This window comes from Streptomyces sp. NPDC058646 (assembly GCF_042716875.1).
Lineage (GTDB): Bacteria > Actinomycetota > Actinomycetes > Streptomycetales > Streptomycetaceae > Streptomyces.
Genome location: NZ_JBHXRK010000041.1, coordinates 1 through 26,167 on the forward strand (window position 1 = coordinate 1; position 26,167 = coordinate 26,167).

The following is a 26,167-nucleotide window of genomic DNA, read 5'->3' on the forward strand; positions in this document are numbered from 1 at the left end:
TCCCACCGTGGCGGGCGTCTCTCTTACCCATACACCCTTCTTCGTGGATATCTCCAACTTGTGCTCTTTTAAAACCCCCCCGCCCCGGGGCCCCCCCCCCCCCCCCGGGGGGGGGCCCCGGCCCCCCACCCCCCCCCACGTTCAACACCGCCCGGACTCCCCGATCGGGCAAAGGCAAGGACACGACATGACCACCCCCACCCCCACGCCTACCCCGGCCGGACCTGCTCTGGAAGGGTTCGAGCACCGCTATGCCGACGTCAACGGCACCCGCCTGCACTACGTCACCGGCGGCCGCGGGGAGCCACTGGTGCTGCTGCCCGGCTGGCCTCAGACCTGGTGGCAGTTCCACAAGGTCATGCCCGCCCTCGCCGAGCGGTACGAGGTCATCGCAGTCGACTACCGCGGCATGGGCGACTCGGCCAAGCCCGAGAGCGGCTACGACAAAAAGACGATGGCGCGCGACATCTACGAGTTGGTCCGCCATCTGGGGCACGAAAGCGTCAACATCGCGGGCGAGGACATCGGCTCGATGGTCGCCTACGCCTTCGCCGCCAACCACCCCGAAGCCACCAGCAAGCTCGCCCTGTGGGAGGTCGGCCACCCCGGGGAGGTCTTCAACGAGATGCGCATGCTGCCCCAGCCCGGACAGCCGCACCTGTGGTGGTTCGCCTTCAACCAGGTCGACGACCTGCCTGAAAAGCTCCTCGCCGGCCGCTACCGGCTCCTGATCGACTACCTCATCGGCCTCGAAGCCCTCGACCCCGACGCCATCGAGGAGACCAGCCGCGAGATCTACGCCGCCGCCTACGAGGAGCCCGGAGCGGTCCGCGCCTCCAACGCCTGGTACCAGACCTTCGGGCGCGACATCGAAGACGCCCGCACCTACAACCAGCTGACCATGCCAGTCCTGGGCCTGGGCGGCATGAACTTCGGCTTCGTCCCCGCCCTCCTCGACGGCAAAGCCGCCGACGTGCGCTACGTGGAGTTCAAGGGCGCCGGCCACTACCTTTCCCAGGAACGCCCCGAAGACCTCACCCGCGAACTGATGCAGTTCTTCGGCTGATACGCACGGCCCCCAGCCGTCGGCCGGGGCCCAGTGGGCGCAAGGTCGCTCGGTGTCGGTCACCACGCGGAGGGCGCCGGCTCGCGCGGAAAGAACCGGCCGTGGCGGGTCCCGCACAGCGTCCCCGAAGCCGACAGCCGCGCACACCCCCTGGCTAGCCGTCCGGGGACCAGAAGTACCGGATGTGGGGGTCCCGGCTCCAGCCCGGCGACAGGTACCGGGACAGGGCCTCGTGACGCGCCGCCGCCTGCTCGTGGGTCATCCACGACCGCACCTGCCCCGCGTTCTGGTACTCCTCCTCGGTGAGCGGGACCCCGAACTCCCAGAGCCTGGGCAGCATGTCCAGCTGGGCGACCTCCTGGAGGTACTGGGCCCGGGCCCGGTCGTCCCCCTGCGGCCGGCGGCCTCCGCGTCGTGCCGGCGGCCCTCCAGCCCCCGCTCCTGGTCGAACCGCAAGAGGGCCGCCCACTTGAGCTGTTCCGCGGCGGTCATGCGCGCCTCCCCCCGGCCCGCTCGTACCGGGGCCGCCGACCGGGCCGCCGCCGGTCGGCGGCCCGTGCCCACCGGACGATCCTCCGCCCGGAGAGCCGGCGCCAGACGCCCCGGTGACAGCGCCCGCCGGCACGATCATCGAAGCGGCACCCGCGGCCGGCGCACGGCGGCCGGCCGGCGGGTGTCCGGCTACTCACACGACCGGTGAGTACCCGCGCTCTGCTCCACCGGATGTGGTGCGCTGGCGACGTGGAGAGATGGTTGCGAGTTGGAATTGCCGCATCTGGAGCCGTGTGACGCCCAGGAGAGCATCGCAATCGACGTGGTCGTGTGCCCGATGGCCTCGCCTTCAGTGTCCCTGGACCGCTGTGATCGTTACGGCAGACATGAGTCCTACTAAGCGCACCATCGCCACCGTGATCCTCACGGGCGCCCTGGCGACTGCCGGAATCGCTCAGGCCAGTGCTGCCGAAGCGCAGGCCCGGCCTGAGGTATCACGGCAGAGTGCCGATCCGGCCGACGGGTTCGACATCATTTTCGATACTGTGGAGGAGCCGTTCGGCACGGTGTACAACACCGCGGTGGGCCTTGTCCGAGCTGTGTCTGGAGGGAGTCTCCTCCCAGCTGCTCGCGGGTGACCTGCGTCGGCTTTCGGACCCCCGCTCGGCATCCCCCTGCGCACCGGTGCCCGGTTGCGGCTCCGCCGACCCCAGACTCTCGCACGCGCGTCTAGGTCTAGGCGCTGCCCCCAAGGCGTGTTGTGCTGGTCAAAGGCCCCAGCGCGGCCGGGCTTGGCGTCAGCCTGGGCCATCAGGAGACGACGTCTCAGTTCGTGAGCGCCGTGTCAGATGAGGGTCGCGGCTATGGCGACGACACCAAGGAAGTGTTCGGCCTGCGTTCGTAGCGGCGATGGAGTCGGCGGCATTCAGCAAGGCAGGACATGGCCCGCCGTTTCTCTGATCCCATCTCACCATCACCAAGTTCGCCACGTCGCGGACAGAGCTCAGGGGACCAGTGCAGACTGCGGTTATGGCTGATGAAACGCTGAATCCGAACGAGGACGATCCGACCAGGTTCTGGCGCCTTGACGGCGACGGAAACCGGCTCGACTTCCAGTGCGGCAGAGGGACCTACTTCCATCCGGAGCTCCAGGCGTGTGTCCATCCGTACCAGATGCCCTCCGGCTACACCGCCCCGGAGGGCTGGGCCCCGCCTGAGGGCTGGCCGCCCCTGCGGGAAGCGTAGTTCGCCGCAACCCCTTGGCCGTCACCACCCTGGCGGGCGACCCACCTGAAAGAGGAAGCGATGAGCGACACCGGTGAGAGTGCAACCCCCAGGTCCGCGTATGACAGGGAACTGGAGAGGATGATGCGGATCGGCGGCATCACGACTGAGCAGCCCGGCGAACTCGGCGTCCCCGTGGGTACGCCCGACGGCACCGAGCCCGAAGCCGACGCCAAGTAGAGACCGCTCGAACGCACCGAGGCCCGTCCTGCATTTCTGCTCTCATGCAGTTGCGGAGGACGGGGCCTTGCCTCGTCCAGCCCAGCGGTTATGAAAGCCGGCCGCCGACGCCCACGCCTCTCGGTGATGGGTAGTTCGTCGACGTGGTCTCGCAGACCCCGCCCCAGGTCAGACTCTGGTGGAGCCGATCCCAGGTCCGGCCATGGCCTTGCAGGGAGGCCAGTAGGTAAACGGCAGGCCAGGGGGCTCCGCGGCGTTCTGGCCGGGGTCCTGGTTCGCCGGGGTGCTGGTGGCGGAGGTCAGCGCGGACCGAATCGTGGGCCGGGAAGCGCCGGCTGGCCCAGGAGGTCACACCGGAGTTGCGGGGCTGGGACTTGTGCCACTCCTCCCGGCTGTCGAACACCGCGCGACGAAGAGCCAGGGGGTGCCTTCGCCGCCGAGATCACTCTGTCGTCACACGCACGCATCACGCGCTGGTACTTTATGTAGTCGGTTGCTCTCTCTTGGTCATCTCACTTTTCAGGGGTTGGTTTGCGCTCGTGGCGACGCTGTCTGGACATGAGTTGCGTGCGGGAGCCTCGACTGCGAGCTGACTACGCGGCAGCTGACCGGTATCTGCGACGCCGGGAGTTTGCTCTGTGGGGTGCGATGCGACTACTGACGCCGCCCGAGTTTCAACCCCATGCCGCTGCCGGGACAGCGCTGCTGGTTTTCACCGATGACATCTGTGACCGGGGGGCTGCCTCCAGCCGTTTGAAGCGGTTCGAGACCTGGGCGGGTCATGTGCAGAGGGCTCTGAATTCCGGCACTTCCCGCCATCCTCTGCTGCGGGCCTATCTGCATTCCGCGCAGGCGTGCGGACTGCCCCGCCGCTGGGTGGATGCGTACCTGGCAGGTACCCGCATCGATCTGGACTTCCCCGGGTTCGCTGACGAGGCCGACTACCAGCGGTACATCGAGACGTTGACGTGGCCCGGGGTGATGGTGAGCACGGGGCTGATGCCGCGCCTGGTGGCCGATGAGGTGTTCGCGGACTCCTGCTGGCTGATCGCTGACGGGTTTCAGCGCGTCGACTTCCTGACCGACTTGTCCGAGGACCTGCAGAGCGGGCGCCTGGCGTTGCCCATGGCCGACCTCGACCGTCACGGTGTCAGCCGTGCCGATCTTGAAGCGGGCCGGGACACCCCCGGTGTGCGAGTTCTGATCTCGGCGACAGCGGGCCTGGCACGGGCCTCGCTCACTGCGGCCCAGGTCACGATCGACCAGGTGCCCGATGCTTATCGGCCGGTGGTGCGCTGCCTTCTCGGCTTGTACCACCATCGCCTGGACAGGGTCATGACCATGGGCGCCGCCATCACGCGTCGGCCGGTCCGGGATGACCCGTTGGCGTGTCTGCGGCTGCTGGCCCGCTCTCGCCGACCGGAGCTGCCCGGTCAGCCGGCTCCCACGGACGTCAGGACGAACACACCCGCCCCTTCCCCGTAACCAAGCCCCCCGCCCGCCTGCCCGTCTGAGGCGGGCGGGAGGGGGGAATGTGGCCCTGCCCGCATCCGCAGGGGCCGGCATCAGACAGCGGAAACACCGGACGAAGCCTGGGCCCGTCCGCTGTGAGGCTGGGCTCGGTCAGTGCTGGGCGACAGCCGCGCCTGCGTGCTGCTGCACGAGAAATTCGGCCGTGACGGCTCCATAGCGGCGCTGCCGACTGTGATAGGTCGCGATGGCCTGGGCCAGGTGCTCGGCGCGGAAGTCGGGCCACAGGACGGGAGGGAAGTACATCTCGGCGTACGCCATCTGCCACAGCAGGAAGTTGGACAGACGGTGCTCACCCGAGGTGCGGATCAGCAGGTCCACGTCCGGGAGGTCGGGCTGCTGCATGTGCCGGGCGAGGAGCTCTTCGTTCACGTCAGCGGCTTGGACACCAGCGTCGATCATGGAGCGGAACGCGTTGACGAGATCACGTCGGCCGCCGTGGTTGAAGGCCATCGTCAGCGTCATGCCGGTATTGGCGGCCGTGAGGTCCTGGACCCGTGTGATGTCCTCGCGGACGAAGTCGGGCACGGGGGCGTCCAGCGCGCCCAGGTAACGCAGCCGGAGGCCCATGCTGTGCCAGCGCGGGGCGTTGTTACGGATCACCCGCTGGTTGAACCGCATCAGGTAGTCGACTTCTGCCTGCGGACGGCGCCAGTTCTCGGTCGAGAACGCGAACAGGGTCAGCCACTTGATGCCCATGTCGTGAGCGCCTTGCACCGCGGCCACGATCGCGGCTTCACCGGCGGAATGCCCACCGGTCCGCTCCAGACGGCGCTGCTGCGCCCAGCGGCCGTTGCCGTCCATGATGCACGCCACATGCGCCGGCGTCGCGCTCTCGGCAACCGGGGTCGCATCGGCGGGCGCCTGCAGCTCGCGGGCGGGACGAGGACCGGCAGGCATCTCCTGCGACGGCACTTGCGGCCCCGAAGCGAAGGTCACGACATCCTCCTGTTCAGCGAATGGCTGGCGAAGCAGGGACGGCACGGCGGCACGCCAGCGTCCCCGGCCATCCGCACTCCACTTGTGCAACGACTGACCCAGATGGCGGACACGCACCCCCGGTGCGCCGGTGGTGAGGCGTGTGGGACAGAATCCGTGCGCACGCCCGCCGCTTGGACAATGTTCAGTGCTCGGGCCCGGCGGCTCGGCCCTGTTGCGCAGGCGAGGCTGCGTGAGGCACTACGGGGGTGAGTTGTGGTTCCGCGCGCATTGGCGCGGTTTCTTGGCGCGGCACGGGAAGACCGGCGTTGCCGCTTCCTCGCCCAGCCACAGGGGTCAGTGCGGCTGCGGGCAGGGTGCTGCGGGTGCCGCGGCGGAAGGCCATCAGGGCGATCAGGGCGGCTCCCGCGAACCAGGTGAGCTGGATGACCAGGTGACGCGGCACCGGGTTGCTGGAGAATCCCGCCGCGGTGCTGGCCTGCATGGCTCCGTAGGAGGGCAGGTAGCGCATGATCGGGGTGTCGGCTCCGGAGCTCGTGATCGGGTTCTGCAGTGCGAGGTCGATGATGCTGGTCATCACGATGGCGAACATGCCCTCGACCTCCCGACGCAGCACAGAGCCGAAGCCGACGCCAAGAGCGCCGTAGGTGAGCCCGGCGGTGAACAAGGCGGCGGCCAGCAGGAAGGGCTGTCGGGGTGTCCAGGCCAGGCAGGTGATGGCAGTGGCGTAGGCAGCGACGGCAGCCGAGATCAGAGCCAGGGCGGTGACCTTGGCCAGGACGAGGTGGACGCGGGGGTAGCCGGCCATCGCCAGCCGGCGGTCGAAAAGGCTGCCGGAGAAGGTCGCGGCGAACATCATGAAGCCGGTGATCAGGGTGACCGCGTTGAGGGCGCCGCTGATCTCAGTCAGCTCGTTGCCGCGGGGGGACAGCCTCTCGCCCGTGGCATGCAGCTGCATGGGGGCCGGGGTCTCGGGCATCGCCAGGTAGGCAAGAGTCGTCCACAGAGGGACGAACAGGACCACGAGGACCATGGCGAACCGATTGCGGCCGTGCTCGGTCAACGCGAAGCCGGTCGCGAGAGCGAAGCGGGACAGGTGAGACCTCACGCGGCCACCACCTGGTCCGGGCACAGTACCCCGCCGTCCAGACGCCACAGCTCGTCCAAACGCTCCGTGTCGTACGCCAGGTGGGAGACGACCAGGACAGAGCGTCCCGCATCCCGCAACCGCACGGCCAGATCCCAGAACCGCTGGTAGGTGTCCCAGTCGAAGCCCTGATAGGGCTCGTCCAGCAGCAGCACCTGCGGATCGTGCATCAACGCCAGCGTCACGTTCAGCTTCTGCCGCGTCCCGCCGCTGAGCACCCCGGCCCGCTCACTGGCATAGTCGGCGAACCCGAGCACGTCCATGACCTCTTCGGCATACCGCAGATCTGCCAGACGGTAGGCCCTCTGGAAGAACCTCAAATGCTGCCAGACGGTGAGCGCGTCGTTGAGGACCACGTGCTGCGGGCAGTAACCAAACCGGCCCCCATGAAGGACCACGCCCCGGGCGGGCCGCAACTCACCGGAAAGAATCTTCAACAGTGTTGATTTGCCCGCACCGTTCTCCCCGACGATCCCACACAGCACCCCGGCTTCGAGCCGCAAGTCAACGCCCCTCAGGACCGCACGCCGACCGTAGGCATGGTGCACGTCCTCGACCTCCACGCCTGCCTCCCCGGCACTCGAACCGACCCCGTATACACGCCACAACGATGACGCTGCAGGAACGACACGGATGGACCACGACACCGCACACCACCGAGGCACCCCTATGCCCGCGGCGTGCTGGACCTTCGACGGCGACCTCGAAAAGCGTCTCCTACGCCAGGTTCACCGGATACTCGAGGCGGAACGGCGCGCCCTCCAGATACATTCGCTGGCCAGTGTCATGTGACCGGTTGCTCCGAGCCCCGAGACCACGCGCTTCTACGCTGGGAGCCCCGTGTCCTGTATCAGCCTGTGCTTGTACGCCCGCAAGTCTGCGCCGGTCGCTGACCGCCAGGGAACTCCCCGCCGCCAAAGCCACGACAGCAGCAGACGGATGTCCCGTCGCGTAATTCCGACGCGATTCCCGTTCCAGGCTGCGGAATTCGGGTGACAGAGCGAACTGCAGCAACTCTGCGTCCACGACGAAATCAGGCCGTACAAATACCGGATCGCCCGGCCGAAGCCCCACCGACTCCAAGGCGGCCGGGAGGTCTCGGACCCCCAGCATCCCCTCCTCCGGCAGTGGCCCCCATCGCTCCGGATCCGGCACGAATACCAGCCGCCACTCGTCCATCTACCACGCCTGTGAGTCGCTTGAACTCACTCAAATATCAGGGAAGGGATCATCGGCGCGGTCACCCAGTACCCTCACCCGCCCGCAGCTGCTCATCCTCGGCCGCCACGACCAGGCCGGCCGCCTGCGCCCTATCGGTCGCACGGTGCCTTGGCGGGCTGGTCAGGCCCGCCAGGTCGCGGAGCACCTGGCCGCAGCCGGCCCCGGGCACCCGTGGGAGGGAGCCCGGTTCACTGCCGCATGGGGCCCCGGGACGTCCTCGATGTCACGGTGGTCAGTCCGGAGCTGGTGGCTGAGGTCAGCGCGGATCGGGCCGGTGCTCGGGGTGTTTTCCGGCACCCGCTCCGCTTCAAGCGGCTGCGCCTGGACGTGAGCGTGCAGGATGTGCCCTCGTTCGGGGCGGGTCCTGCAGCGGCTGTCGGCTGAGCTGTTGCAGGGAGCGTGATTGCGATGACGTGGCCTGGACCCTGGTGCGGGCGCTGAGGCTGGCCGAGTGGCAGACGGCCCGGCCGTCCTGACTAGGCTTGGAGCCCAGGCTGGCCTGGTCTCCGAGGGCGTGGGAGAGGTGCGAGCTCGGACCGCTGGAGGCCAGAGCCTGCACTCCGCCGTCCCGCCACATCTGATGCCACTGGTAGACCGATTTCCGGCTCACCCGCAGCCTCCGCGCTACCTCCGGTGGCTTGAGCTTCTGCCTGAACAACCCGGCCGCCTGCATCCGTACCGCCTCCCGGCGTCGGCGTCCCGCAGCGGTCAGCCCACCCCCATCCGCATACCTCACACACCACGAAATACAACCAGCACCCCAGCTGCATCAGGAACTTCGCGAAAGATCACCCTGACGAGCCGAAGTCAGTAACGCAGACGCCCCAAGCGTGGCCGTGCTCTGTCTCGGTCAGCATGTACCGCAAGCGCCCGCGATGGTTCTCGTCCTCATGCACGGTGGGAATCATGCCCCGACCACGCTCTGACGCTGAAGCCGTTCGTTCCCGCCGGGCACACGGTCAGGGGTCGCCGCTGGGCGGCGGCACTTGCCCGGTGTCAGTCGGCTGAGACTGAGCACGATAGGTGTCGTCATCCTTCCGTCCCGACCTGCCCTTTCGTGAAGTTCTGAGCGCGACATCTGTCGCCGAATTCGCATCGTTCCTGACGTGATCCGCACTCTTCGCAGGCAAGTTGTCGTCCGGACCGTAGGCGCCGTGCACGGACACGGCGCGGGTCGGCGCGTTCTTGTACGACGACGGGGTGGGCGTGGGGGAGCTGGACGGTGCGTTCGTGATCGGGTCCTGGTGTGGGAGAAAGGAGCGTGGGGCGGGTTCTTCTCGTTGTGGCGGGCGGCGTTCTCGGTGTCCGGCAGGGCCGTTGCCCTGGGTTCACGTCATGGAGACGACGACCTTGCCGGCCTTCGCGCGGCTCTTTTCGACGTACTCCATGGCCTGAAGGGTCTCGTCGAAGGGGAAGATTCGGTCGACGACGGGGCGGATCTTCCCGGCGTCGATGAGGGGGGTGAGTTCGCGCAGCTGGTCGCCACTGGCCTTCATGAACAGGAAGGAGTACGTGACACCGAGACGCTTGGCCTGGCGCCGGATCTTGGCGCTGAGCGCGGCGATGCCCAGGCGGAGCACCAGGTTCGAGCCGAGTTCGCGGGCAGTGGCCGGGTCGGGCGGGCCCGCGACGGAGATGGCCAGGCCGCCGGGCTTGAGGATGCGCAGGGACTTGGCGAGGTTCTCGCCGCCGAGGGAGTCCAGGACGAGGTCGTAGCCGGTGAGGAGTTCGGAGAAGTCCTGGGTGCGGTAGTCGATGACCTCGTCTGCGCCGAGGTCCTTGACGAGGTCGATCTTGGCGGTGCTCGCGGTGGCGGCCACGTGCGCGCCCAGTGCCTTGGCCAGTTGGATGGTGATGGACCCCAGGCCGCCGGCGCCCGCGTGGATGAGGACCTTCTGGCCCGGCTGGACGTTCGCCCGCTCGACCAGGGCCTGCCAGGCGGTCAGCGCGACCAGGGGGAGGGAGGCGGCCTCGGTCATGGTGAGCGTGGCGGGCTTGGCCGCCAGGTCGTCCTGGTGGACGGCGAGGAGTTCGGCGAAGGTGCCGATGCGGTCCTTGTCGGGCCGCGCCCAGACCTCGTCGCCCACCGCGAAGCGGGTGACGGACGATCCGACGCGGACGACGGTCCCGGCGAGGTCGTTGCCCAGGACGAGCGGGAGACGGTAGGGCAGGATCTGCTTGAGGTCACCGTCGCGGATCTTCATGTCCAGCGGGTTGACACTCGCCGCGTCGATCCTGACCAGGACGTCGTCGGCGCCCATCTGGGGTTCGGGTATCTCGGCGGCACGCATGTTGGACGCGTCACCGTACTTCTCGACCATGAAGGCCTTCATCGTCATCTCCGTTCGTGTGGTCTCCCGTCCAAGCGGGAGGGGTGTTCTGTCCGTGAGAGGTTTGTCTCGTTACGAGATGGTTTGTGGTGTCTTCTGGTCCGCGCGCTCCGCGTCGGCACGGCAGTGGCCAGTGCCTGCGCGGAGAGCCCTGCGGCGGCCGTGTTTCCGGGCTCAGGCCACCGGCACGACCGGGGCGATGACGCTGCCCGCGTCGCCGCCCTGGAGGCGGCCCAGCGAGCCCGCGACGCCCTCGTGCGGTACGCCGAGCGGCATGGCGCTGACCTTGTCGAGGCGCGCGTACTGCTCGTCGGTGAGCTGGACGTCGAGGGCTGCGAGGTAGCTGTCGGCGCTGTCGAGGAAGGTGCCGCCGACCTCGGCGAACCGGTCGAAGATCCGGCGGGCCTCGTCGGGCTCGGCGCCGGCGCCCCAGCCGGTGCCGAAGTTCGCGGTGCCGAGCGCGTACTCGGAGACGCGCAGTCCGGTCTTGCGGCCGAAGGCCGTTTAACGCATGAGAAGTCCTTGCGCAAGGGGGCCTGGAAGGCCGTCGTGCCGTGGTGGAGGGGGTGAGCGTCAGCCCGCGTTCGGCTGGGGCGCCGCGGACAGGCTCTGCTTGACGTACCTGCTGGTCTCGTCGGCGAGGATCTCGGGCAGGCCGGTCTCGATGCCGTAAAGGGCCTGGGCCGCGACGTCGGCGGCGGCGACCTTCTGATCGGCGGGCACGCCGGCGGCCATGTCGGTGTCCATGTAACCGACGTGCAGCGCCGAGACGGTGATCCCGCGCGGTGCCAGCTCCTCACGGGTCGCGTCGCTCAGCGCCCAGGCGGCGGCCTTGGAAGCCGCGTAGGAGCCGAGGCCTGCCGGGTGGAACCAGGACAGGGCGGACAGGACGTTGAGTACGGCGCCGCCGCCGTTGCCCTCGATGACAGGAGCGAAGGCTCGTGTGGCGACGAGCGGGCCGAAGAAGTTGGTCTCCATCTCGCGACGTACCTCGTCCAGGTCGCCGCCGACCAGCGTCGCGCCGGTGGAGACGCCCGCGTTGTTGATCAGAAGCGTCGCGTCCGACGCGATGCGGGCGGCCTCCCGTATCGACTCCTGGTCCGTCACGTCGAGGCGCAGTGGGCGGACGCCCGGCAGGTCGACCGTCTCGGGACGGCGGGCCGCCGCGTAGACCTTGGCGCCATGCGCCACGAGCTGGGCGGCCAGGTGCCGCCCGAGGCCCCGGTTGGCGCCGGTGACCACCGCGACCGCGTTCTTGAGTTCCATGCTCGCTCCTGTCCTTCACAGGCGCCGTCGGAGCACCCGTGTCAATTAGATTGCAAGCACAATCTAAACACAGGGCTATGATAGATGCCAATCGACATCCAAACGGGAGGTGGCCATGGGCCGCGTATCGCAGGCGCAGGCGGAGGAAAATCGCAGGCGGGTGGTGGACACCGCGTCGCGGCTGTTCCGGGAGCAGGGCACCCACGTCAGCGTCGCCGATCTCATGAAGGCGGCCGGCCTCACCCACGGCGCCTTCTACAAGCAGTTCGCCTCCAAGGAAGCGCTCGTCGATGAGGTCACCGCCCACGCCTTCGATGAGATCGCACGGCGCAATGCGGCCGGGCTCGAGCGGCACGACGGGCAGCGGGATGCCGCTCAGCGGGCCCTGATCGACGCCTACCTCTCCGTCGAACACCGTGACAACGCGGCGGACGGCTGCCCGGTCGCGGCTCTCGCCACCGATATCGCGCGCGGACCCGAAGGCCGCGAGGCGCGCCGTACCTACGCGGAGGGCGTGGCCGACTTCGCCGCGTTCCTCGCCCCCGCCGAGGCCGTCGGGGGCGGCGAGGGCGTCGGGGGCGTCGGGGGCGGCGAGCGCGGCCTCGCCCGGCTGTGCACCCTGGTCGGTGCTCTGGTCCTGTCCCGGGCCACCCAGGGCTCCCCGCTCTCCGAGGAGATCCTCGCCGCCGCGCACGCGGCCCTGACGGAAGCCGACTGACCGGGGGCCCGGCATCGGGCGCCGCGCGGCGTGTGCGCACCGGCCGCACCCGCGATCTGTTGGGCAAGCCCTCGACTCGGAGGGCTTGCCCAGCGTCCGGATCACGTGGCGGGACGGCTCCCGAAGTCGTGGCGTCACCGTCCGGGATGTGGAGGCCCGGAGCCGCCCTACGCCTCCTCGGCGGTCGTACGACGGAGTCATGAGACGACACCAGCAGAACAACACCGGGCTCGTACCGAGCCTCCCGGGGGACATGCGGCACGCCCTCGCTTCCCTCCACGGGACCCACGTCGATCCCGTCGGCCACCTCGTACCCCTCGACCGCCCCGATGCGTTCCTCTCCCTCACCCGGCCCGGCGACATCGGGTTCACTGCGCGAGTGGAGCTGTCCGGCGGGGAGACGATGGGCCACCTCCACGACCTGATCACCACAGTCACCCGCGGCATCACCTACGAACTGGGCGCTGCCGAGCCCGGGACCGCGTTGGAGATCATGTTCGGCAAGCGCCACCAGCTCGCCCTTCACACCGGCCACGTCGACGGCCTCACCCGGCTCCTGCGCGATGCCGTCGACACCGTCGACGCGCACAGCACCTCCGGCGACGGACCCTGCTTCCACTGCTACGGCTCCGGGCGTGCGCATCCTCTGTGGGGAGTCGAGGCCGAGCAACCCTGAGCGCCTGGGTAAGCCTTAGGCGACTCTGGGCAGGCCCTTCCGTGCGGGGGCTTGCCCAGGCTCCTCTCCCGGGCCGTCCCGTCCCGGGCGCAGGACGTCGGCGTAGATCCGGGCCCGGACACCGGGCTCACCGGGATCTCGGCGCACCGGGCCGATGCCCGAGGTTGCCCAGCGCTCCTCCAGCGCGGTCATGACGGCCCGGACGGTGTCCTCGTCCCTGCCGGTGATGTCGAGCACGACCAGGCCGGGCTCCGCGATGTGCTTCTCGTCGAGCTTCATCCGCACGTGCGCGAACCAGAGGCAGGTCTGCCCGGTCGGCCGGACCGGCCCCCAGCGGTTTAACGGAGCCGGTGCTGCCGCAGGGATGGGGGGACTCACCCCCCGTGTCGCGGGGGGGCTATGTCCTTCGTCAAGGATGTGGCGCCGGGTTTGAGGCTGTTTGGGGGCGGTCATGCGGCGAGAGTCACGGTAGGGGTTCGGGATTCGTAGAAGGTTCCGTCGCGGAGCATGGCGAACAGGACGCTGATGCGTTGGCGGGCGAGGCGGAGGAGGGCTTGGGTGTGGGTTTTGCCGCGGGCTCTTTGCCGGTCGTAGTAGGTGCGGGAGGCCTGGTCGGCGTTCATGCAGGCGAAGGCGGAGAGGAACATGGCGCGTTTGAGCTGCCGGTTTCCGCCTCGGGGTGCGTGTTCGCCGTGGATCGAGGTCCCGGAGGACCTGGTCGTGGGGGCGAGGCCGGCGTAGGAGGCGAGGTGGGCGGCGCTGGGGAAGCCGCTTCCGTCGCCGACGGTGACCAGCAGGACGGCGGCGGTCCTGACGCCGACTCCGGGCATTGAGGTCAGGACCGGGTGAAGAGGGTGGGCCTCCAGAAGGGTGCTGATCTGGGCTTCGAGGGCCCGACGCTGGTCGTGGACCGCGGCGAGCGAGCGGGCCAGCGACGGGATGACCACGCCGAGGGTGCCGGTTCCCGGGACCACGACGGTCTGTTCGTCGAGGGCGTCGAAGACGTCGTCGATCAGCCGGACCGCCATGCGGGGGGCCTTGGGACGGATCACCTCGACGAGTCTGCGGCGGCCGGCTTTCCGCAGAGCGTTCGGGGATCCGTATCGCTCGAGGAGCCAGGTGACGGCGGGGTGATCCAGCCGCGGGCCCAGGACCCGCTCGAGGCTGGGGTGGAACTGGGTCAGCAGACCGCGTATCCGGTTCGAAGTGCGGGTGGCCTCGGCCGCGAGGTCCTGGTCGAAGCCGGTCAGGACGGTCAGTTCGGCGGTGATCTCGTCGGTCAGCTCCAGCGAACGTAGCGTGTGAGGGATCGTCCGGGCCGCGTCCGCGATCACAGCCGCGTCCTTCGCGTCGGTCTTCGCCTCGCCTGGATAGAGGTCGGCGATCCGTCGCATCGCGAGTCCGGGCAGGTAGGCGACCTGGCAGCCGGCGTCGCGGGCGACCGTCAGAGGCAGGGCGCCGATGGATGCGGGCTGGTCCACGATCACCAGGACGGTGCCGAACTTCGCCTTGAGCTTGTCGAAGACGGCCCGCAGCTTCGGTTCGCTGTTGGGCATCGGCTTGTCGAAGACCTTCTTCCCGGCCGGGGTGAGCCCATGACCGAAGTGGGAGGTCTCGACGACGTCCATCCCGAGGAAGACGCCTATGCCTTCGGTGTCTAACATCGCACCCTTCCGCAGGTGTTGACCGTGCCGGCCTTGGCGGTGGCACCGTGCTCGCGCATCCACGTTACGCAGACCTGCCGCCCACTCATCTGCCTGGCATTGCGCCAGGCCGGGCGGTGGCCGGGTCTCTCATCAGCGTCTCCGACGGCACCCCACAGGCCCGGCGACACCACCCCCCAGGTCATCCGTTTCGACAGAGGGGACACAGTCATACCGGGCCCGGAGGCCAGCGGCCCCATTGCAGGACCGCGAAAACATAACGGGGGGGCCGCGCACAAGCTCAACCTGCGAGAAGGGCCGTCTATGGCCGGGGTGAGCGGGGTGGGGCCACTTCCCGCCGTTCCCCCGGGGCCGGCCAACCCCGTCCAAGACAGCCGCCCCCCAACTCGGCGAGCGCCGGCCGCTGCCGGTCGGCGCCGGCGACGAGAGTTCGGTGCCCCCGGACCACGGCCCGGGGGCACCGCAGCTCTACTCCGCGTGCAGGCTCCATCCGCTGCTCCGCCACTCCTCCCCGTGGAAGTCACCGGCAGGATGCACGGTCACCACCGGCACGACGTGCGTGGAGTACACGAGGAACGCCACCGGACGCTCAATCTTGCCCATGTGCACCTCCTCGGACTTGCGGACCCACCATCCGGTGCCTGGCACGACTCCGAGCGGCTGCTCGTCGGCCACCGTTTCGATCTCCGTGAAGCCGGGCTGCTCCGCTGCCGCCACCACGCGCCCGGCCGTCCGGTCCAGGACCATCGCCGCGCCGTCGGAGTCCCGCCACCCCACGACCGGCTGGCTGACCACGTCGTCTTCGTCAGCGTCCGGGGCGGGGTCCTTGAACCGGGCCGTGAACCGCAGTTGTGAATTCATCCGACCATCCTTACGGCCAGCACCCGGGCCTGTCCGGCGTACGGGATCACGCCCCGCACCAGGTCCGCCGGCACGGCGACCGCGACGTCGACCGCGTGTTGGTGGAGGACTCCTGTCGGCGGCGGTGTCCGCTTCGCAGGTCAGGCTGCGTTTCACGGCAGCGGCCGCAGCCGCCGGGCGCGGCAACTACAGGAGAGGTTGGTAGCAGGTGGGGGAGACGAAGGAGGGCGCGCTGAGCGCGTACCGGCAGCGGGCGGAGCGCCGACGGGAGAGCCGGGGAACGGGCGAGGCCCGGCCATCCTCCCCGTTCGCCACAAAAGGCCTCCTGGTCTGCGGCTTCACGAGAGCACAAATTGGGACACAGGCAGGGCCACAGGAGAGGACAAAGGGACACAGGCGTCGCTGCCGACCGAGTGGGGCCCGGGGTGGATAACGCGCAGCTCGTGCCCGTTGCCACCCCGGTATCCAGCGCCGTTGCCGCCGGGAGGGTCAGCCTTCCTCGCCGGTGGCCGCTTCCGTGATCGCCCCCTGGACGAGGCGGAGCTCCGTCTCGTCCAGCGTGCCCAGCGCCGCCTTGAGGTTGAGGGGCGCGGCCCCGGCCAGCGAGGTCGCGATGCGCAGGACGGCCATCTCGCTGCGCGAGCCCCGGATCGCCGGCACGTTCGTCAGTGGGAACTCGTTCATCAGGCGATCGTCCAGCCGGACGACGTCGGGGTCCAGGCCGGCTCGCCGCAGAAACTCGAGTAGGTCGGCGGGGCCGAGGATCTCACCGTCGCAGCGCACCCGGCGCCCGCCTTGGTGGTCGGGCGGGTAGAACACCACGCGCAGGTCAGGACTCGTCCCTCCACCTGCCGGTACCCGCTCACTCCAGCACTCCCAAGGCGGTGTCTGGTCGGCAGTGGACGCACGCGGGCACGCCCGCGGCCAGCAGCCGCCGTATCTGCTCTGCGGCGGCGGGGGCGCAGCGGTGGCCGGTGTCCCAGCAGTCCCCGGTGTGCACGCGGGCCGGGAGCCGGCCAGATCCGATCCCGCGCTCGACCAGCCATGCGGGCGGCTCCTTCGGGGGTCGTCTGGAGGCTTCGAGGGCCTCGCGTTCCTCGGCGACGGCCAGCGCCTGTTCGGCCCGGCCGAGTTCACCGCGCAGGTAGGTGACTAGAGTCCGCAGCCGGGGCAGGTCGGGCGGCAGGACGGACACGGCTCAGCCCCCGTGCTGCGCCCGCCGCGCTTCCTTGCACGCCGCACACAAGGGCGGCGCTCCCACCCCGTACCGGCACGTCGGAGCGTGGCTTCTCTGCACTTCACCCGATCCTGGACGGGGATGACGAACGTTGGCGGCGCTTCTGTCAGGTGTCCGCCATCATCCGCCGAGCCTGGGCGGGGCAGCCCCGTTGGAGGCAGAGCCTGGTTGCGGCGCTGGGTTGTTCCGGGCCCCCGCTACGGGGGACAGGAGGAGTCTTCGCTGTGTGCCATGCCGGGCGTTAGGGATGCGTAAGGATTTTTGGGGTTGGGAGTTGGCAAGAAGTGCTGTGGTGTCCTCCGGGCACGGGGCATGGGGGCGGTGGCATGGTTCCCTGATCGGTGCTTTGCCCGTTACTGCGTGGCTTGTTGAGGTTGGGGATCCTAGCCGGGGTGCTGGGTGATGCGTAGGGCACAAGAGCAGGGCGGGTAATGGGGCTGGGCTGTCCGGTGCGGGTCCGCGTCGGCGGCAGGGCCATACTCGATGATCGTCGTGAGGCCCTGAGTTGGTGGCCGTTATGTGGGTGCGCTGGACGGGCCGGGAAAGGTTGATGGGGGATATGAGGGACGCGGATCAGGCGGGTATGCCGGAGGTGGTGGACAGCCCTGCGCTGCGGGCTCAGCCGTCCGGCGGGCTGGCACGGTGGATGCTGCGGCACCAGGTGCAGCCGGTGGGGCCGGCGGCGGGCGAAGGGCATGCCAAGCCGCACGCGTGGTGGAAGGTGATGTGCCTGACCGGCGTCGACTACTTCTCCAGCCTGGCCTACGTCCCGGCGATCGCCGCCCTTGCCGCAGGGGCCGTTTCGCCGCTGGCGACGTTGCTGATCGTGGCGCTGACGCTGCTGGGGATGCTGCCGATGTACCGGCGGGTGGCGAAGGAGAGCCCGCACGGCGCCGGGTCGGTGGCGATGCTCGAGGACCTGCTGCCGTTCTGGTGGGGCAAGCTGTTCGTCCTGATCCTCCTCGGCTTCGTGGCCACCTCGTGGATCATCACCATCACCCTCTCCACCGCGGACGCCTCCGTGCACGTGGTGGAGAACCCCTTCTTCCCCGCCGCCCTGCACGGCCACGAAGTCGCCCTCACAGTGGCGCTGCTGCTGGTCCTCGGAGGGGTGTTCCTGCTGGGGTTCAGCGAAGCCGTCAGCGTCGCCATCCCCCTGGTCGCCATCTTCCTCGCCCTGAACGCGGTCGTCATCGGCATCGGCCTGGCCCATGTGTTCACCACCCCGGGGGCCTGGTCGGCGTGGACCGACGCCCTCTCAGCGGGCGGAGGCGGCTTCGGTGACCTGGTGGGCCCAGCGCTGCTGGCTTTCCCGCTGCTGGTGCTGGGCCTGTCGGGCTTCGAGACCGGCGTGAGCATGATGCCGCTCGTCGCCGCCGACGGAGCCGACGCGGAGCAGCGGCTGCGCTCGCGGATCCGTAACACCCGCAGGCTGCTGACCGCCGCCGCGCTCATCATGAGCGTCTACCTGCTGTCGGCGAGTTTCGTCACCACGCTCCTCATCCCGCACGAGTTGTTCGAGCCGGGCGGCGCCGCCAACGGCCGCGCGCTGGCGTGGCTGGCCCACGAACATGTCGGAGAGGCGTTCGGCACGGTCTACGACATCAGCACGATCCTGATCCTGTGGTTCGCAGGTGCTTCAGCCATGGCGGGCCTGGTCAACATCGTTCCCCGCTACCTGCCCGACTACGGCATGGCCCCCGAATGGGGACGCGCCGTCCGCCCGGTCGTGATCGTCTACACCGTCCTGTGCATCGCCATCACGATCGCGTTCAACGCCGACGTCGACGAACAGGCCGGCGCCTACGCCACCGGCATCCTCGCCATGATGGTCTCCGGCGCCTTCGCCGTCACCGTCTCCGTCGCACGCCACCGCCGCCGCGCCACCACCGTCGGCTTCGCCCTGCTCACAGCCGTCCTGCTCTACGCCCTGGTCGCGAACATCATTGACAAGCCCGACGGCATCGTCATCTCCGCCTTCTTCATCGCCGGAATCATCATCGTGTCGCTGATCTCCCGCGTCTCACGCACCACCGAACTGCGCGCCGACCGCATCGTCTTCGACGCCGACGCCCGCCAGTTCATCAACGACACCCTCGCCCACGACAACTCAATCAACATCATCGCCAACCGCCGCCAGGCCGGCGATGTCGCCGAGTACAGCGACAAGGAACGCGAACAGCGCGGCGTCAACCCGGTGCCCGGCCGCGCCGACGTCATCTTCCTCGAAATCGACGTGGTCGACCCCTCGGACTTCAGCGACACCCTCACCGTCCACGGAGTCGACGTCGACGGCTACCGGATCCTGCGCGCGGCCGCGCCTGCCGCGCCGAACGCCATCGCCGCCATCCTGCTGGCCCTGCGCGACGCCACCGGCGTGCAGCCGCACTGCTATTTCGCCTGGGCCGAGGGCAGCCCGCTGGTGCACATGGTCCGCTACTTCCTCCTGGGACGCGGCGACACCGCCCCGGTCACCCGCGAGATCATCCGCAAACACGAACCCGACCCCGCCCGCCGCCCCGGCATCCACGTCGGCGGCTGACCACTGCAGCCGTACGCAGCCACTTCCCAAGACGCCGAGGTGGGGACACCGAAAGGCACGCCATGAGCTCTACGCCGGACCGCCGCATGCGGCTCAGGATCATCGTCCTCACACTGGGCGCCACCGCCATGATCACAGCAGGAGCGGCCACCGAATGGTGGTGGTTGCTCGGCATCGGCGTGTGAACCCTGATCATGGCGTTCCTGACGGAGCTGGTCTACCGCCCGTAGACCGGTGACGCCTTCGTTCTCCGTGCCCGTATCAACCCCTGTGCCAACGGCCTCAGCGGCGCCTGGCACAGATGGCTCAGCGGCCGTGCGTGCCCGGCCAAGGATGTTGATCATCGAAGCACCTTGAAGATCATTAGGGATTCCCGTGCCCGCACCGAAGGAAAGGCGGCCCACTCGTGACCCGGGTGCTCGTGGTGGAGGGTGATCCTCAACTCGTCCGCGCGCTCAAGATCAACCTTCAGGCCCGGAAGTTCGAGTGTCAGGAAGCCGGCACCGGAGCCGACGCGCTGCGGCTCGCAGCTGCACGCACTCCCGACGTCATCCTGCTGGACCTTGGTCTGCCGGACATGGACGGCGTCGATGTGATCAAGAGCATCCGGCGCTGGAGCGGAGTCCCCATTCTGGTCCTGTCCGCCCGGCGTACCTCGCAGGAGAAGGTCCGCGCCCTGGAAGCGGGCGCGGACGACTACGTGACGAAGCCGTTCAGCATGGATGAGTTGCTCGCCCGACTCCGCGCTGCCACCCGAAGGAAGGCGATGCCCGGCTCCGCGGACCGGCATGCGGTGGTCATCACCGAAGACTTCACCATCGACCTTGCCGCGAAGAAGGTCCGGCGCGAGGAGCACAGTGTCCGGCTGACCCCGACCGAGTGGCACCTGCTGGAGATTCTCGTCAGCCACCCCGGCCACCTGGTCGGCCAGCGCAAGCTGCTTGTGGAGGTCTGGGGACCTGCATACGCCGACAACGCCACCTACGTGCGGGCCTACATGGCAAAGCTCCGGCACAAGCTGGAGGCCAACCCTTCTCATCCGCGGTACCTGATCACCGAACCAGGCATGGGATACCGCTTCGAACCCTGACCGTTCGCTCCGGCCCCGTACAGCAGCACCACCGCGCACGGGGAGCCATGCGCGGTGAATGCCTGCGCCTTCGTCGAAGAAGGTGCAGTTAACAAGTCACCGACAGCATGGACCGGTCTGCGACGGGGACCACGTGGAGATCGGCGGCCTGGTGGCGGGGGCCGGGGCGGGGGAGGTCATGGCGCTGCTCCTCGGTGCCGGGATCCCTCCATTCCATCGTGTGTTCGATTATTTGTGCGAGTGCCTCGCAGGTCACCTGCCGTACGTCTTGTGACTGTGCGCGATAGTTGGCGCTTGAGCACGCTAGTTGGCGGCTGCGCGCGATAGCTGGCTGGAAGGATGGTCTGCGGCGTGCAGCGCCCTGACTACCCGGTGGCTCTCCTTGGTCCGGATCGCTCATGATCCAATCTCTGGTGGATTCGGCGGGGGTGCGGCGTGGGGGACTGGCGGACCGATCCGACGTTCGCGATGTGCAGGGCTCTGGTGGACGGGGCGGATCTGGCGTCGTTCGCGGGAGGCCCATTCGACATCCGGGCTGTGACGGCGACCATCCGGCCCGAGACCATCGACGGAGCCGTCCTCGACGGCCTTCCCTGGGGGAACTTCCCTCACGGGGAGGATGCCCGGGAGGCCGTTCGCCTGCTGCGGACCAAAGACGGATCGGCACGTAGCGCGACGGGTGTACTGATCGGCATGTGCGCCGACGACAGCCGGGCCGCCGCTGCTCTCGCCGTCCCGTTCCTGATCCGGATCGCCACGGACGCGCACCATCCACACCGCACCGCCGCCCTCGGGGGTCTCGCCGCCCCGGCCCGCGCCCGTTACTTCGGTGTCGCCTCCCGCGCCGAACTCCTCCTCCACCGCCCCGGCCCCCGGCACGACGACTACGACGACTACGGCGTTGAGGTGACCGGCTACCTGGCAGGTTGGTCGGTGGCCGCTGCCCGAGCCGCGATCACCGCCGGAACCCCCTTGCTCCTGCCTCTCCTCGATGACTTTGACCCTGCCGTGCGCATCGACGCCTCCTACGCTCTCGCCACCGCAGCCGACCCCGGCCATGCGGTCCGAGCCGCGTTCGCTACCCGGTTCGCCAAGGAGCAGGACCCCATGGTCCTGGCCGCCATGATTCTCGCGACCGCAGAAGCCACACGTGCCCACCCGCACCCACCGGCCACCGCGTGGATCCGCGAGGTGTGGCAGGACCGGGCACAGGCCCCCGAAGTCCGTCTTGCCGCCGCGATCGGCTGGCTCTGCCTGACCGACGAACCCGCCCCCGACGCCCTGCACACCGCCATCGACGTCCTGGCCACCGAAGAACGCGCCCGCGCCATGGAGGCCTGCCCTGGATGGCCGCCGTCGGCGGCAACGAGCCGCCTGCGCCCGCGTGGGGTGGCATGTGTGCTGAGGGCGTCGTATCAGCCGTGATGGTGGAACTTCACCGTGTGTGGGAGGCGTTAGCAGGGTGGTGCACGAGGAAACGTGTCCAACGACGACGTGGCAGAAGCTGAGGTGGCACGAGTGGCGATGTGGGATCGGATCAAGGACCAGGCGACCAGAGGTCTGCAGCAGGCCCAAGGGGTGCGCGGCGGCTCCGGCGGCCATGGGCCGTCCGGCGCACGGTCCGGAGGCGGTTCCAGGGCCGAGCTCGTGTCCGCGCTGAAGTCGCAGCTCACGTCGCTGAAGACGGAGCTGAAGAGCGGCGCTTTCCGGGACGCCAGCATGGCCATGTGCGCGTTGGTGGCCGCCGCTGACGGACGGGTCGATCCGGCCGAGCGCCAGCACGTCGAGTCGCTCATCCTCACCAACGACGTCCTTCAGAACTTCCCCGCTGACCAGCTCCGCCAGCGTTTCAACAAGCACCTCGACCAGCTTTCGGCCGGCTTCGTCATGGGCAAGGCGGCGGTGCTTCAGGAGGTCGTCAAGGTGGCGAAGAAGCCCACCGAGGCACGGGCTGTCATCCAGATCGGCATCGTGGTCGCGGGTGCGGACGGGTTCATCGAGCCTGCCGAGGAGCAGATCATCCGCGAGGCGTGCGCTGCGCTTGGCCTGCCGACGGCGGAGTTCGGCATCTGACCCGCTGACCGCGGCGAAGAGCCGCGCGGCCGCCTACCTCCCGCTGCCCCGTCAGCCCCCCGTCCCCGCCCGCCTTTCCGCGGCCGTTGGATCCCGGGTAGCCGACAGTTGCTGAAGCCTTCCGTGGAGCCGTCGCTGCCGACTCCGGCCAGGGCCTGGAAGGCGGAGAACCGCGCCGTCGTCGCCTTGTGCTGGTGTGGCAGTCAGCTCCTGGTTGTACGTATCGGCGTCGTGCGGTCGGTGCTCCGTGGTGTCTCCCGAGTCTGCCCGAGTGCGTGGCCTGTCCGGATGCGTACGGGCGATGGCGCCCGCGTGACGGTGGCCGGGCTGATGCGTGCGGCGTTCCAGCCGCACCAGAGCGGGAAGGCCGGCGGCCCGCTCGCCGACGCCGCAGCCGAAGGCGGTGAGCCGGAGGTCGCTTCCTCTGCCAGTCACCGCACCGTCGACTTCCATGATCCGATCGAGGAAGGTCGAGATCATCCAATGCGCCGACCGCTGCTGCGGCACGTCGAACGCGCCAAGCGCCGACAGTCCACTACGACGACGTAGCGGCGGCACGGCGGCCTGTACTACTGCCCGCCTGCGAGGATAAGAAACCCGTAAATGTCGCGTGCATGATCGAGAAGGGTCGGGGCAACCGCTGTTTCGGAGGTTGATAACTATGGTTCCCCTGCTTCTCGTTCTTCTGCTCGTTCTGATCCTTTTCGGCGCCGGCTTCGCGGTGGAGATTCTTTGGTGGGTCGCGATCGCGGTGCTGGTGCTGTGGCTGATCGGGTTCGTCGCCCGCCCGAAGGGCGGCAGCGGACGCTGGTACCGCTGGTAGCGGCACACGAAAAGTGACACGACATAGCGCTGCGGCGGTGCACAGTCCCCTGGGGGCTGTGCACCGCCGCAGACGTGTGCGGAGTCAGCCCGACGCGATGAGTTGACGCACATGAGGTGAAGGCGCACGCCCGGGGGTATGCGGCACATAACCGGGCCGGTCGTCGTGACGCAGCAGGGGACCTGCTCACCTCCAAGGATCGACGACCGTCCCGGCCTGATGACCAGGTCAACTCCTGCCCGTGCCGGCCCACCGGGAGATGCAAGCGTCGGTCCAGTTCCCGCGCGTCCTGCGGCTCGGTCCCGAGGCTTCGTGGCGACGGAGACGATGCGGATCACGCCGGCGATCATTCGGGCGGTCATGTGTTGCGCCGCGGCCTCGTCGGCCGGGGTGGAGTCTGGGTCTGCCGCGGATTCCTCTGCGTCGTCGATGTCGTAGACCGGGATGGCCGCGGCGAGCGGGCGGATCCGGAGCATCTTGTGCAGACCGGGGACGAGGACGCCGGTCACGGCGACGGCGGTGGCCGCGGTCTCGTTCGGCAGCCAGACGCCCGCGGCGCGTACGAGGCTGAGGAGGAAGTACGCCCAGGGCGGCATGATGCCGAGCAGGGCACGGGTGCGCTCGGCCTCCGTCAGTTCCGTCAAGGTGTCCCGGTCCGGGAGGCCGCCGCCGTAACCAGGCAGCACCATTGCCCCACACTGCTGACCAATGTGACGCTCGCAGTCTGGAGGAGGCGTTAGCGGGTAAGCGTCGAGCCGGGGGGCGCTGCTTGGCCGACTACCCAGGAGCAGCCCCTCACCGCTACCGCATCGTGAGGTGAGTGTGATGGTTCGAGCGGATATGGCCTACAAGGGAATACCCTCAGCAACGCCTCTGTGGCTCCTGATCGCCATTGTCGTGATCATCTCCATATACGCCATCGCCGTTAGGGTGCGGCGCAACAGGCAATGACAGATCGGCAGACGGCCCCGCAGGGAGACGACGGTCGGCGGTCGGGCACGGACATGGCGGATCCGCAGCCAACGATCACGCGAGCTCCGGATCTGCCCGCGAAATGGGCCGTTCCGGCCACGACTCCGCCAACTACGCGGCCAGAAGCGCCAACTGCGTTGGCCTGAAACGCGGTGACCAGGCAGAAGACTATCGCCCCGCCGCCAACTAACGTGACCAGTCATACAAACCGGGCGGTCAAGGGGGTCTGACGGACCCCCTTGACCGGCGCCCCACTCGACCCTCCTGTGACAGAGGCCTGGCTGGCTGGCTATTGCGGGGGTTTTCCATGGTTTCGCCGTGCGCGTCCCCGTCTGCTGGGACCATCGGTTGGGTAAGTGTGCGCGTTGAACCGTGGTGAGAGATCGCCCGTGCCGGCACCGCAGGAGCAGACGATGGAAGCAACGACACGATGCCGCCCTTCGGCGGATCTGTTCCCCCGGCGCTGAGAGTCCGCACTCCACCAGTGCCGATGCCGACGACCGCGAGAGCGGGGGGCTCGTCAAGGTGGGCGAGTGCCGTACGACGGCACGGGCCGCACCTCGCCCACCACGGGCGACAGCGACGAGCCGCCGTACGAGTCGGGGGTGGCGGCGCTCCGGGCGGGCTGGCGGCTGATTCAGGCTGCTCAGCTGATCCCGCCGTACCCGGGTCATGAGTACAACCTCTCCTTCCTCAAGCACGAGTTCTTCTTCGAGCGTATCGTCGACGCGCGAGCGGAGCCGCGGGAGGCGTGCTCCCGGTAGGCGAGGCACTCCGTCCTTGTGAGGCGGCGGCACCGAGGAGGGGCAGGGCAGGGTCAGGCTCCGGCCTTGCGCTTGTTGTAGACGTCGAAGCCGACGGCCGCCAGCAGTACCAGGCCCTTGATCACCTGCTGGTAGTCGGTACCCACGCCGACCAGCGACATGCCGTTGTTCAGTACGCCCAGCACCAGACCGCCCGTGAGCGCGCCGATGACCGTTCCCACACCGCCGCTCGCGGAGGCGCCGCCGATGAAGGCGGCGGCGATCGCCTCCAGCTCGAAGTTGATGCCGGCCTGCGGGGTACCGGCGTTGAGTCGCGCGGCGAAGACCATCCCGGCCAGGGCCGCGAGGACGCCCATGTTCACGAAGGCCAGGAAGACGACCCGCTTGCTCTTCACCCCGGACAGCCTCGCCGCCGCCTCGTTTCCGCCGATGGCGTAGGTGTGCCGGCCGAGGATCGAGTTGCGCATCACGTATCCGAAGCCGACCAGCAGGACGCCGAGGATCAGCAGAACGATCGGCACCCCGTGGTAGCTGGCCAGCAGCAGCGTGAAGGCCACCACGGCCGCGGTGATCGCGCCGAGCTTCACCAGGAAGAGCCCGGCCGGGAGGGGTTCCAGCCCGTACGAGGCGGCCCGCCGCCGTCCGCGCACCTCCTGCAGGATCGTGACGGCCAGCACCACGAAGCCCAGCAGCAGGGTGAGGTTGTGGTAATTGGTGTGGGGGCCGACCGCGGGGAGGAAGCCGCTGCTGATGTTCTGGAAGCCCTTGGGGAACGGCGCCACCGACTGGCCCTGCAGGAGGATCTGGGTCCCACCGCGGAACAGCAGCATGCCGGCCAGCGTGACGATGAACGAGGGGATCCCGAGATAGGCGATCCAGAAGCCCTGCCAGGCTCCGGCGAGAGCCCCGATCAGCAGCGCGGCCACCAGCGCCACGGGCCACGGCGCGTGGTGTTTGACCATCATCACCGCGGCGGCCGCCCCGACGAAGGCGGCGAGCGACCCGACCGACAGGTCGATGTGCCCGGCGATGATGACGATCATCATGCCGATGGCCAGGATGAGGATGTAGCCGTTCTGCTGGATCAGGTTGGTGATGTTGAGCGGCTGGAGCAGGATGCCGTCCGTCCAGAACTGGAACAGCAGCACGATCAGCGCCAGCGCGAGCAGCATCCCGTACTGGCGCAGGTTGCCGCGCAGCACTCGGGCCAGTACGGCACCGGCTGACGGTCGTTGGCCGCTGTGCGGTGTGCGGGGCGTGGTGTCTGGGGTGGTCTTGGTCTGGGCCATGCC

27 protein-coding genes and 1 pseudogene are annotated in these 26,167 nt (G+C 68.9%); 14 read left to right on the forward strand and 14 right to left on the reverse strand.

Annotated features, from left to right (window positions below):
• Positions 1–187: 187 nt before the first annotated feature.
• Positions 188–1,066, forward strand: coding sequence for an alpha/beta fold hydrolase (locus ACFWUZ_RS33145; protein ID WP_384381322.1), 879 nt, complete (start codon positions 188–190; stop codon positions 1,064–1,066).
• 154 nt (positions 1,067–1,220) lie between these two features.
• Here ACFWUZ_RS33145 and ACFWUZ_RS33150 read toward each other — a convergent pair whose 3' ends face one another.
• Positions 1,221–1,406 (reverse strand): hypothetical protein, encoded by a 186-nt coding sequence (locus ACFWUZ_RS33150; RefSeq protein ID WP_384381324.1) that lies wholly within the window; start codon positions 1,404–1,406, stop codon positions 1,221–1,223.
• Between the two features lie 1,181 nt (positions 1,407–2,587).
• Between ACFWUZ_RS33150 and ACFWUZ_RS33155 the strand changes: the two genes are divergently transcribed.
• From ACFWUZ_RS33155 to ACFWUZ_RS33165, 3 genes are all read left to right on the forward strand, one after another.
• Positions 2,588–2,803: a chitin binding peritrophin-A domain-containing protein gene (locus ACFWUZ_RS33155; RefSeq protein ID WP_384381326.1), complete on the forward strand. Its 216-nt coding sequence runs from the start codon at positions 2,588–2,590 to the stop codon at positions 2,801–2,803.
• Between the two features lie 60 nt (positions 2,804–2,863).
• Complete coding sequence (locus ACFWUZ_RS33160; RefSeq protein ID WP_384381328.1) at positions 2,864–3,022, forward strand: hypothetical protein; 159 nt, start codon at positions 2,864–2,866, stop codon at positions 3,020–3,022.
• 648 nt (positions 3,023–3,670) lie between these two features.
• On the forward strand, positions 3,671–4,507 hold the full coding sequence (locus ACFWUZ_RS33165; protein WP_384381330.1) for a squalene/phytoene synthase family protein: 837 nt from the start codon (positions 3,671–3,673) through the stop codon (positions 4,505–4,507).
• 138 nt (positions 4,508–4,645) lie between these two features.
• On the opposite strand, the gene uppS is transcribed toward ACFWUZ_RS33165, so the two are convergent.
• The 7 genes and pseudogenes from uppS to ACFWUZ_RS33200 form a co-directional block, all read right to left on the reverse strand.
• Positions 4,646–5,491, reverse strand: a complete 846-nt coding sequence (gene uppS, locus ACFWUZ_RS33170; RefSeq protein ID WP_384381332.1) for a polyprenyl diphosphate synthase — start codon at positions 5,489–5,491, stop codon at positions 4,646–4,648.
• Between the two features lie 184 nt (positions 5,492–5,675).
• Positions 5,676–6,599, reverse strand: coding sequence for an ABC transporter permease (locus tag ACFWUZ_RS33175; RefSeq protein WP_384381334.1), 924 nt, complete (start codon positions 6,597–6,599; stop codon positions 5,676–5,678).
• On the reverse strand, positions 6,596–7,201 hold the full coding sequence (locus ACFWUZ_RS33180; RefSeq protein ID WP_384381336.1) for an ATP-binding cassette domain-containing protein: 606 nt from the start codon (positions 7,199–7,201) through the stop codon (positions 6,596–6,598). The genes ACFWUZ_RS33175 and ACFWUZ_RS33180 overlap by 4 nt, the downstream gene beginning before the upstream one ends.
• A gap of 965 nt (positions 7,202–8,166) precedes the next feature.
• On the reverse strand, positions 8,167–8,595 hold the full coding sequence (locus ACFWUZ_RS33185) for a helix-turn-helix domain-containing protein (RefSeq protein ID WP_384381338.1): 429 nt from the start codon (positions 8,593–8,595) through the stop codon (positions 8,167–8,169).
• 592 nt (positions 8,596–9,187) lie between these two features.
• Entirely contained in the window at positions 9,188–10,192 is a 1,005-nt protein-coding gene (locus ACFWUZ_RS33190; protein ID WP_384381395.1) for an NADP-dependent oxidoreductase, read from the reverse strand.
• 348 nt (positions 10,193–10,540) lie between these two features.
• Positions 10,541–10,669 (reverse strand): annotated as a pseudogene (locus tag ACFWUZ_RS33195) (aldo/keto reductase); the annotation flags it as partial.
• Between the two features lie 93 nt (positions 10,670–10,762).
• Entirely contained in the window at positions 10,763–11,455 is a 693-nt protein-coding gene (locus tag ACFWUZ_RS33200; RefSeq protein WP_384381339.1) for an SDR family oxidoreductase, read from the reverse strand.
• 115 nt (positions 11,456–11,570) lie between these two features.
• Here ACFWUZ_RS33200 and ACFWUZ_RS33205 point away from each other — a divergent pair, with 115 nt between their 5' ends.
• Complete coding sequence (locus ACFWUZ_RS33205; protein WP_384381341.1) at positions 11,571–12,173, forward strand: TetR/AcrR family transcriptional regulator; 603 nt, start codon at positions 11,571–11,573, stop codon at positions 12,171–12,173.
• 199 nt (positions 12,174–12,372) lie between these two features.
• Positions 12,373–12,849, forward strand: a complete 477-nt coding sequence (locus ACFWUZ_RS33210; protein ID WP_384381344.1) for a hypothetical protein — start codon at positions 12,373–12,375, stop codon at positions 12,847–12,849.
• Positions 12,850–12,864: 15 nt separating this feature from the next.
• Here ACFWUZ_RS33210 and ACFWUZ_RS33215 read toward each other — a convergent pair whose 3' ends face one another.
• The 5 genes from ACFWUZ_RS33215 to ACFWUZ_RS33235 all read right to left on the reverse strand — a co-directional run bounded on the left by ACFWUZ_RS33215 (position 12,865) and on the right by ACFWUZ_RS33235 (position 16,569).
• Complete coding sequence (locus ACFWUZ_RS33215; protein ID WP_384381397.1) at positions 12,865–13,128, reverse strand: DUF6207 family protein; 264 nt, start codon at positions 13,126–13,128, stop codon at positions 12,865–12,867.
• A 170-nt stretch (positions 13,129–13,298) separates the two neighbouring features.
• Positions 13,299–14,513: an IS110 family transposase gene (locus tag ACFWUZ_RS33220; RefSeq protein ID WP_384381346.1), complete on the reverse strand. Its 1,215-nt coding sequence runs from the start codon at positions 14,511–14,513 to the stop codon at positions 13,299–13,301.
• Between the two features lie 468 nt (positions 14,514–14,981).
• Positions 14,982–15,374, reverse strand: coding sequence for a hypothetical protein (locus ACFWUZ_RS33225; protein WP_384381348.1), 393 nt, complete (start codon positions 15,372–15,374; stop codon positions 14,982–14,984).
• 489 nt (positions 15,375–15,863) lie between these two features.
• Positions 15,864–16,058, reverse strand: coding sequence for a hypothetical protein (locus ACFWUZ_RS33230; RefSeq protein WP_384381350.1), 195 nt, complete (start codon positions 16,056–16,058; stop codon positions 15,864–15,866).
• Between the two features lie 178 nt (positions 16,059–16,236).
• Entirely contained in the window at positions 16,237–16,569 is a 333-nt protein-coding gene (locus ACFWUZ_RS33235; RefSeq protein WP_384381352.1) for a DUF6233 domain-containing protein, read from the reverse strand.
• A 601-nt stretch (positions 16,570–17,170) separates the two neighbouring features.
• Here ACFWUZ_RS33235 and ACFWUZ_RS33240 point away from each other — a divergent pair.
• The 8 genes from ACFWUZ_RS33240 (at position 17,171) to ACFWUZ_RS33275 (ending at position 24,875) form a co-directional block, all read left to right on the forward strand.
• A complete protein-coding gene (locus ACFWUZ_RS33240) occupies positions 17,171–19,153 on the forward strand; it encodes an amino acid transporter (protein ID WP_384381354.1) in 1,983 nt (660 codons plus the stop codon).
• Positions 19,154–19,215: 62 nt separating this feature from the next.
• Positions 19,216–19,338: a hypothetical protein gene (locus ACFWUZ_RS33245; RefSeq protein ID WP_384381356.1), complete on the forward strand. Its 123-nt coding sequence runs from the start codon at positions 19,216–19,218 to the stop codon at positions 19,336–19,338.
• 221 nt (positions 19,339–19,559) lie between these two features.
• Positions 19,560–20,243, forward strand: a complete 684-nt coding sequence (locus ACFWUZ_RS33250; RefSeq protein WP_384381358.1) for a response regulator — start codon at positions 19,560–19,562, stop codon at positions 20,241–20,243.
• A gap of 537 nt (positions 20,244–20,780) precedes the next feature.
• Positions 20,781–21,668: a hypothetical protein gene (locus ACFWUZ_RS33255; RefSeq protein WP_384381360.1), complete on the forward strand. Its 888-nt coding sequence runs from the start codon at positions 20,781–20,783 to the stop codon at positions 21,666–21,668.
• A gap of 93 nt (positions 21,669–21,761) precedes the next feature.
• Positions 21,762–22,316, forward strand: coding sequence for a tellurite resistance TerB family protein (locus ACFWUZ_RS33260; RefSeq protein ID WP_384381399.1), 555 nt, complete (start codon positions 21,762–21,764; stop codon positions 22,314–22,316).
• Between the two features lie 288 nt (positions 22,317–22,604).
• Positions 22,605–22,865 (forward strand): hypothetical protein, encoded by a 261-nt coding sequence (locus ACFWUZ_RS33265; protein ID WP_384381361.1) that lies wholly within the window; start codon positions 22,605–22,607, stop codon positions 22,863–22,865.
• A gap of 112 nt (positions 22,866–22,977) precedes the next feature.
• Complete coding sequence (locus ACFWUZ_RS33270) at positions 22,978–23,139, forward strand: hydrophobic protein (RefSeq protein ID WP_069918249.1); 162 nt, start codon at positions 22,978–22,980, stop codon at positions 23,137–23,139.
• Positions 23,140–24,644: 1,505 nt separating this feature from the next.
• Entirely contained in the window at positions 24,645–24,875 is a 231-nt protein-coding gene (locus ACFWUZ_RS33275) for a hypothetical protein (protein WP_384381364.1), read from the forward strand.
• 53 nt (positions 24,876–24,928) lie between these two features.
• Here the strand turns inward: ACFWUZ_RS33275 and mmsB are convergent, their stop codons facing one another.
• Positions 24,929–26,164: a multiple monosaccharide ABC transporter permease gene (gene mmsB / locus ACFWUZ_RS33280; protein WP_384381366.1), complete on the reverse strand. Its 1,236-nt coding sequence runs from the start codon at positions 26,162–26,164 to the stop codon at positions 24,929–24,931.
• Positions 26,165–26,167: the final 3 nt, after the last annotated feature.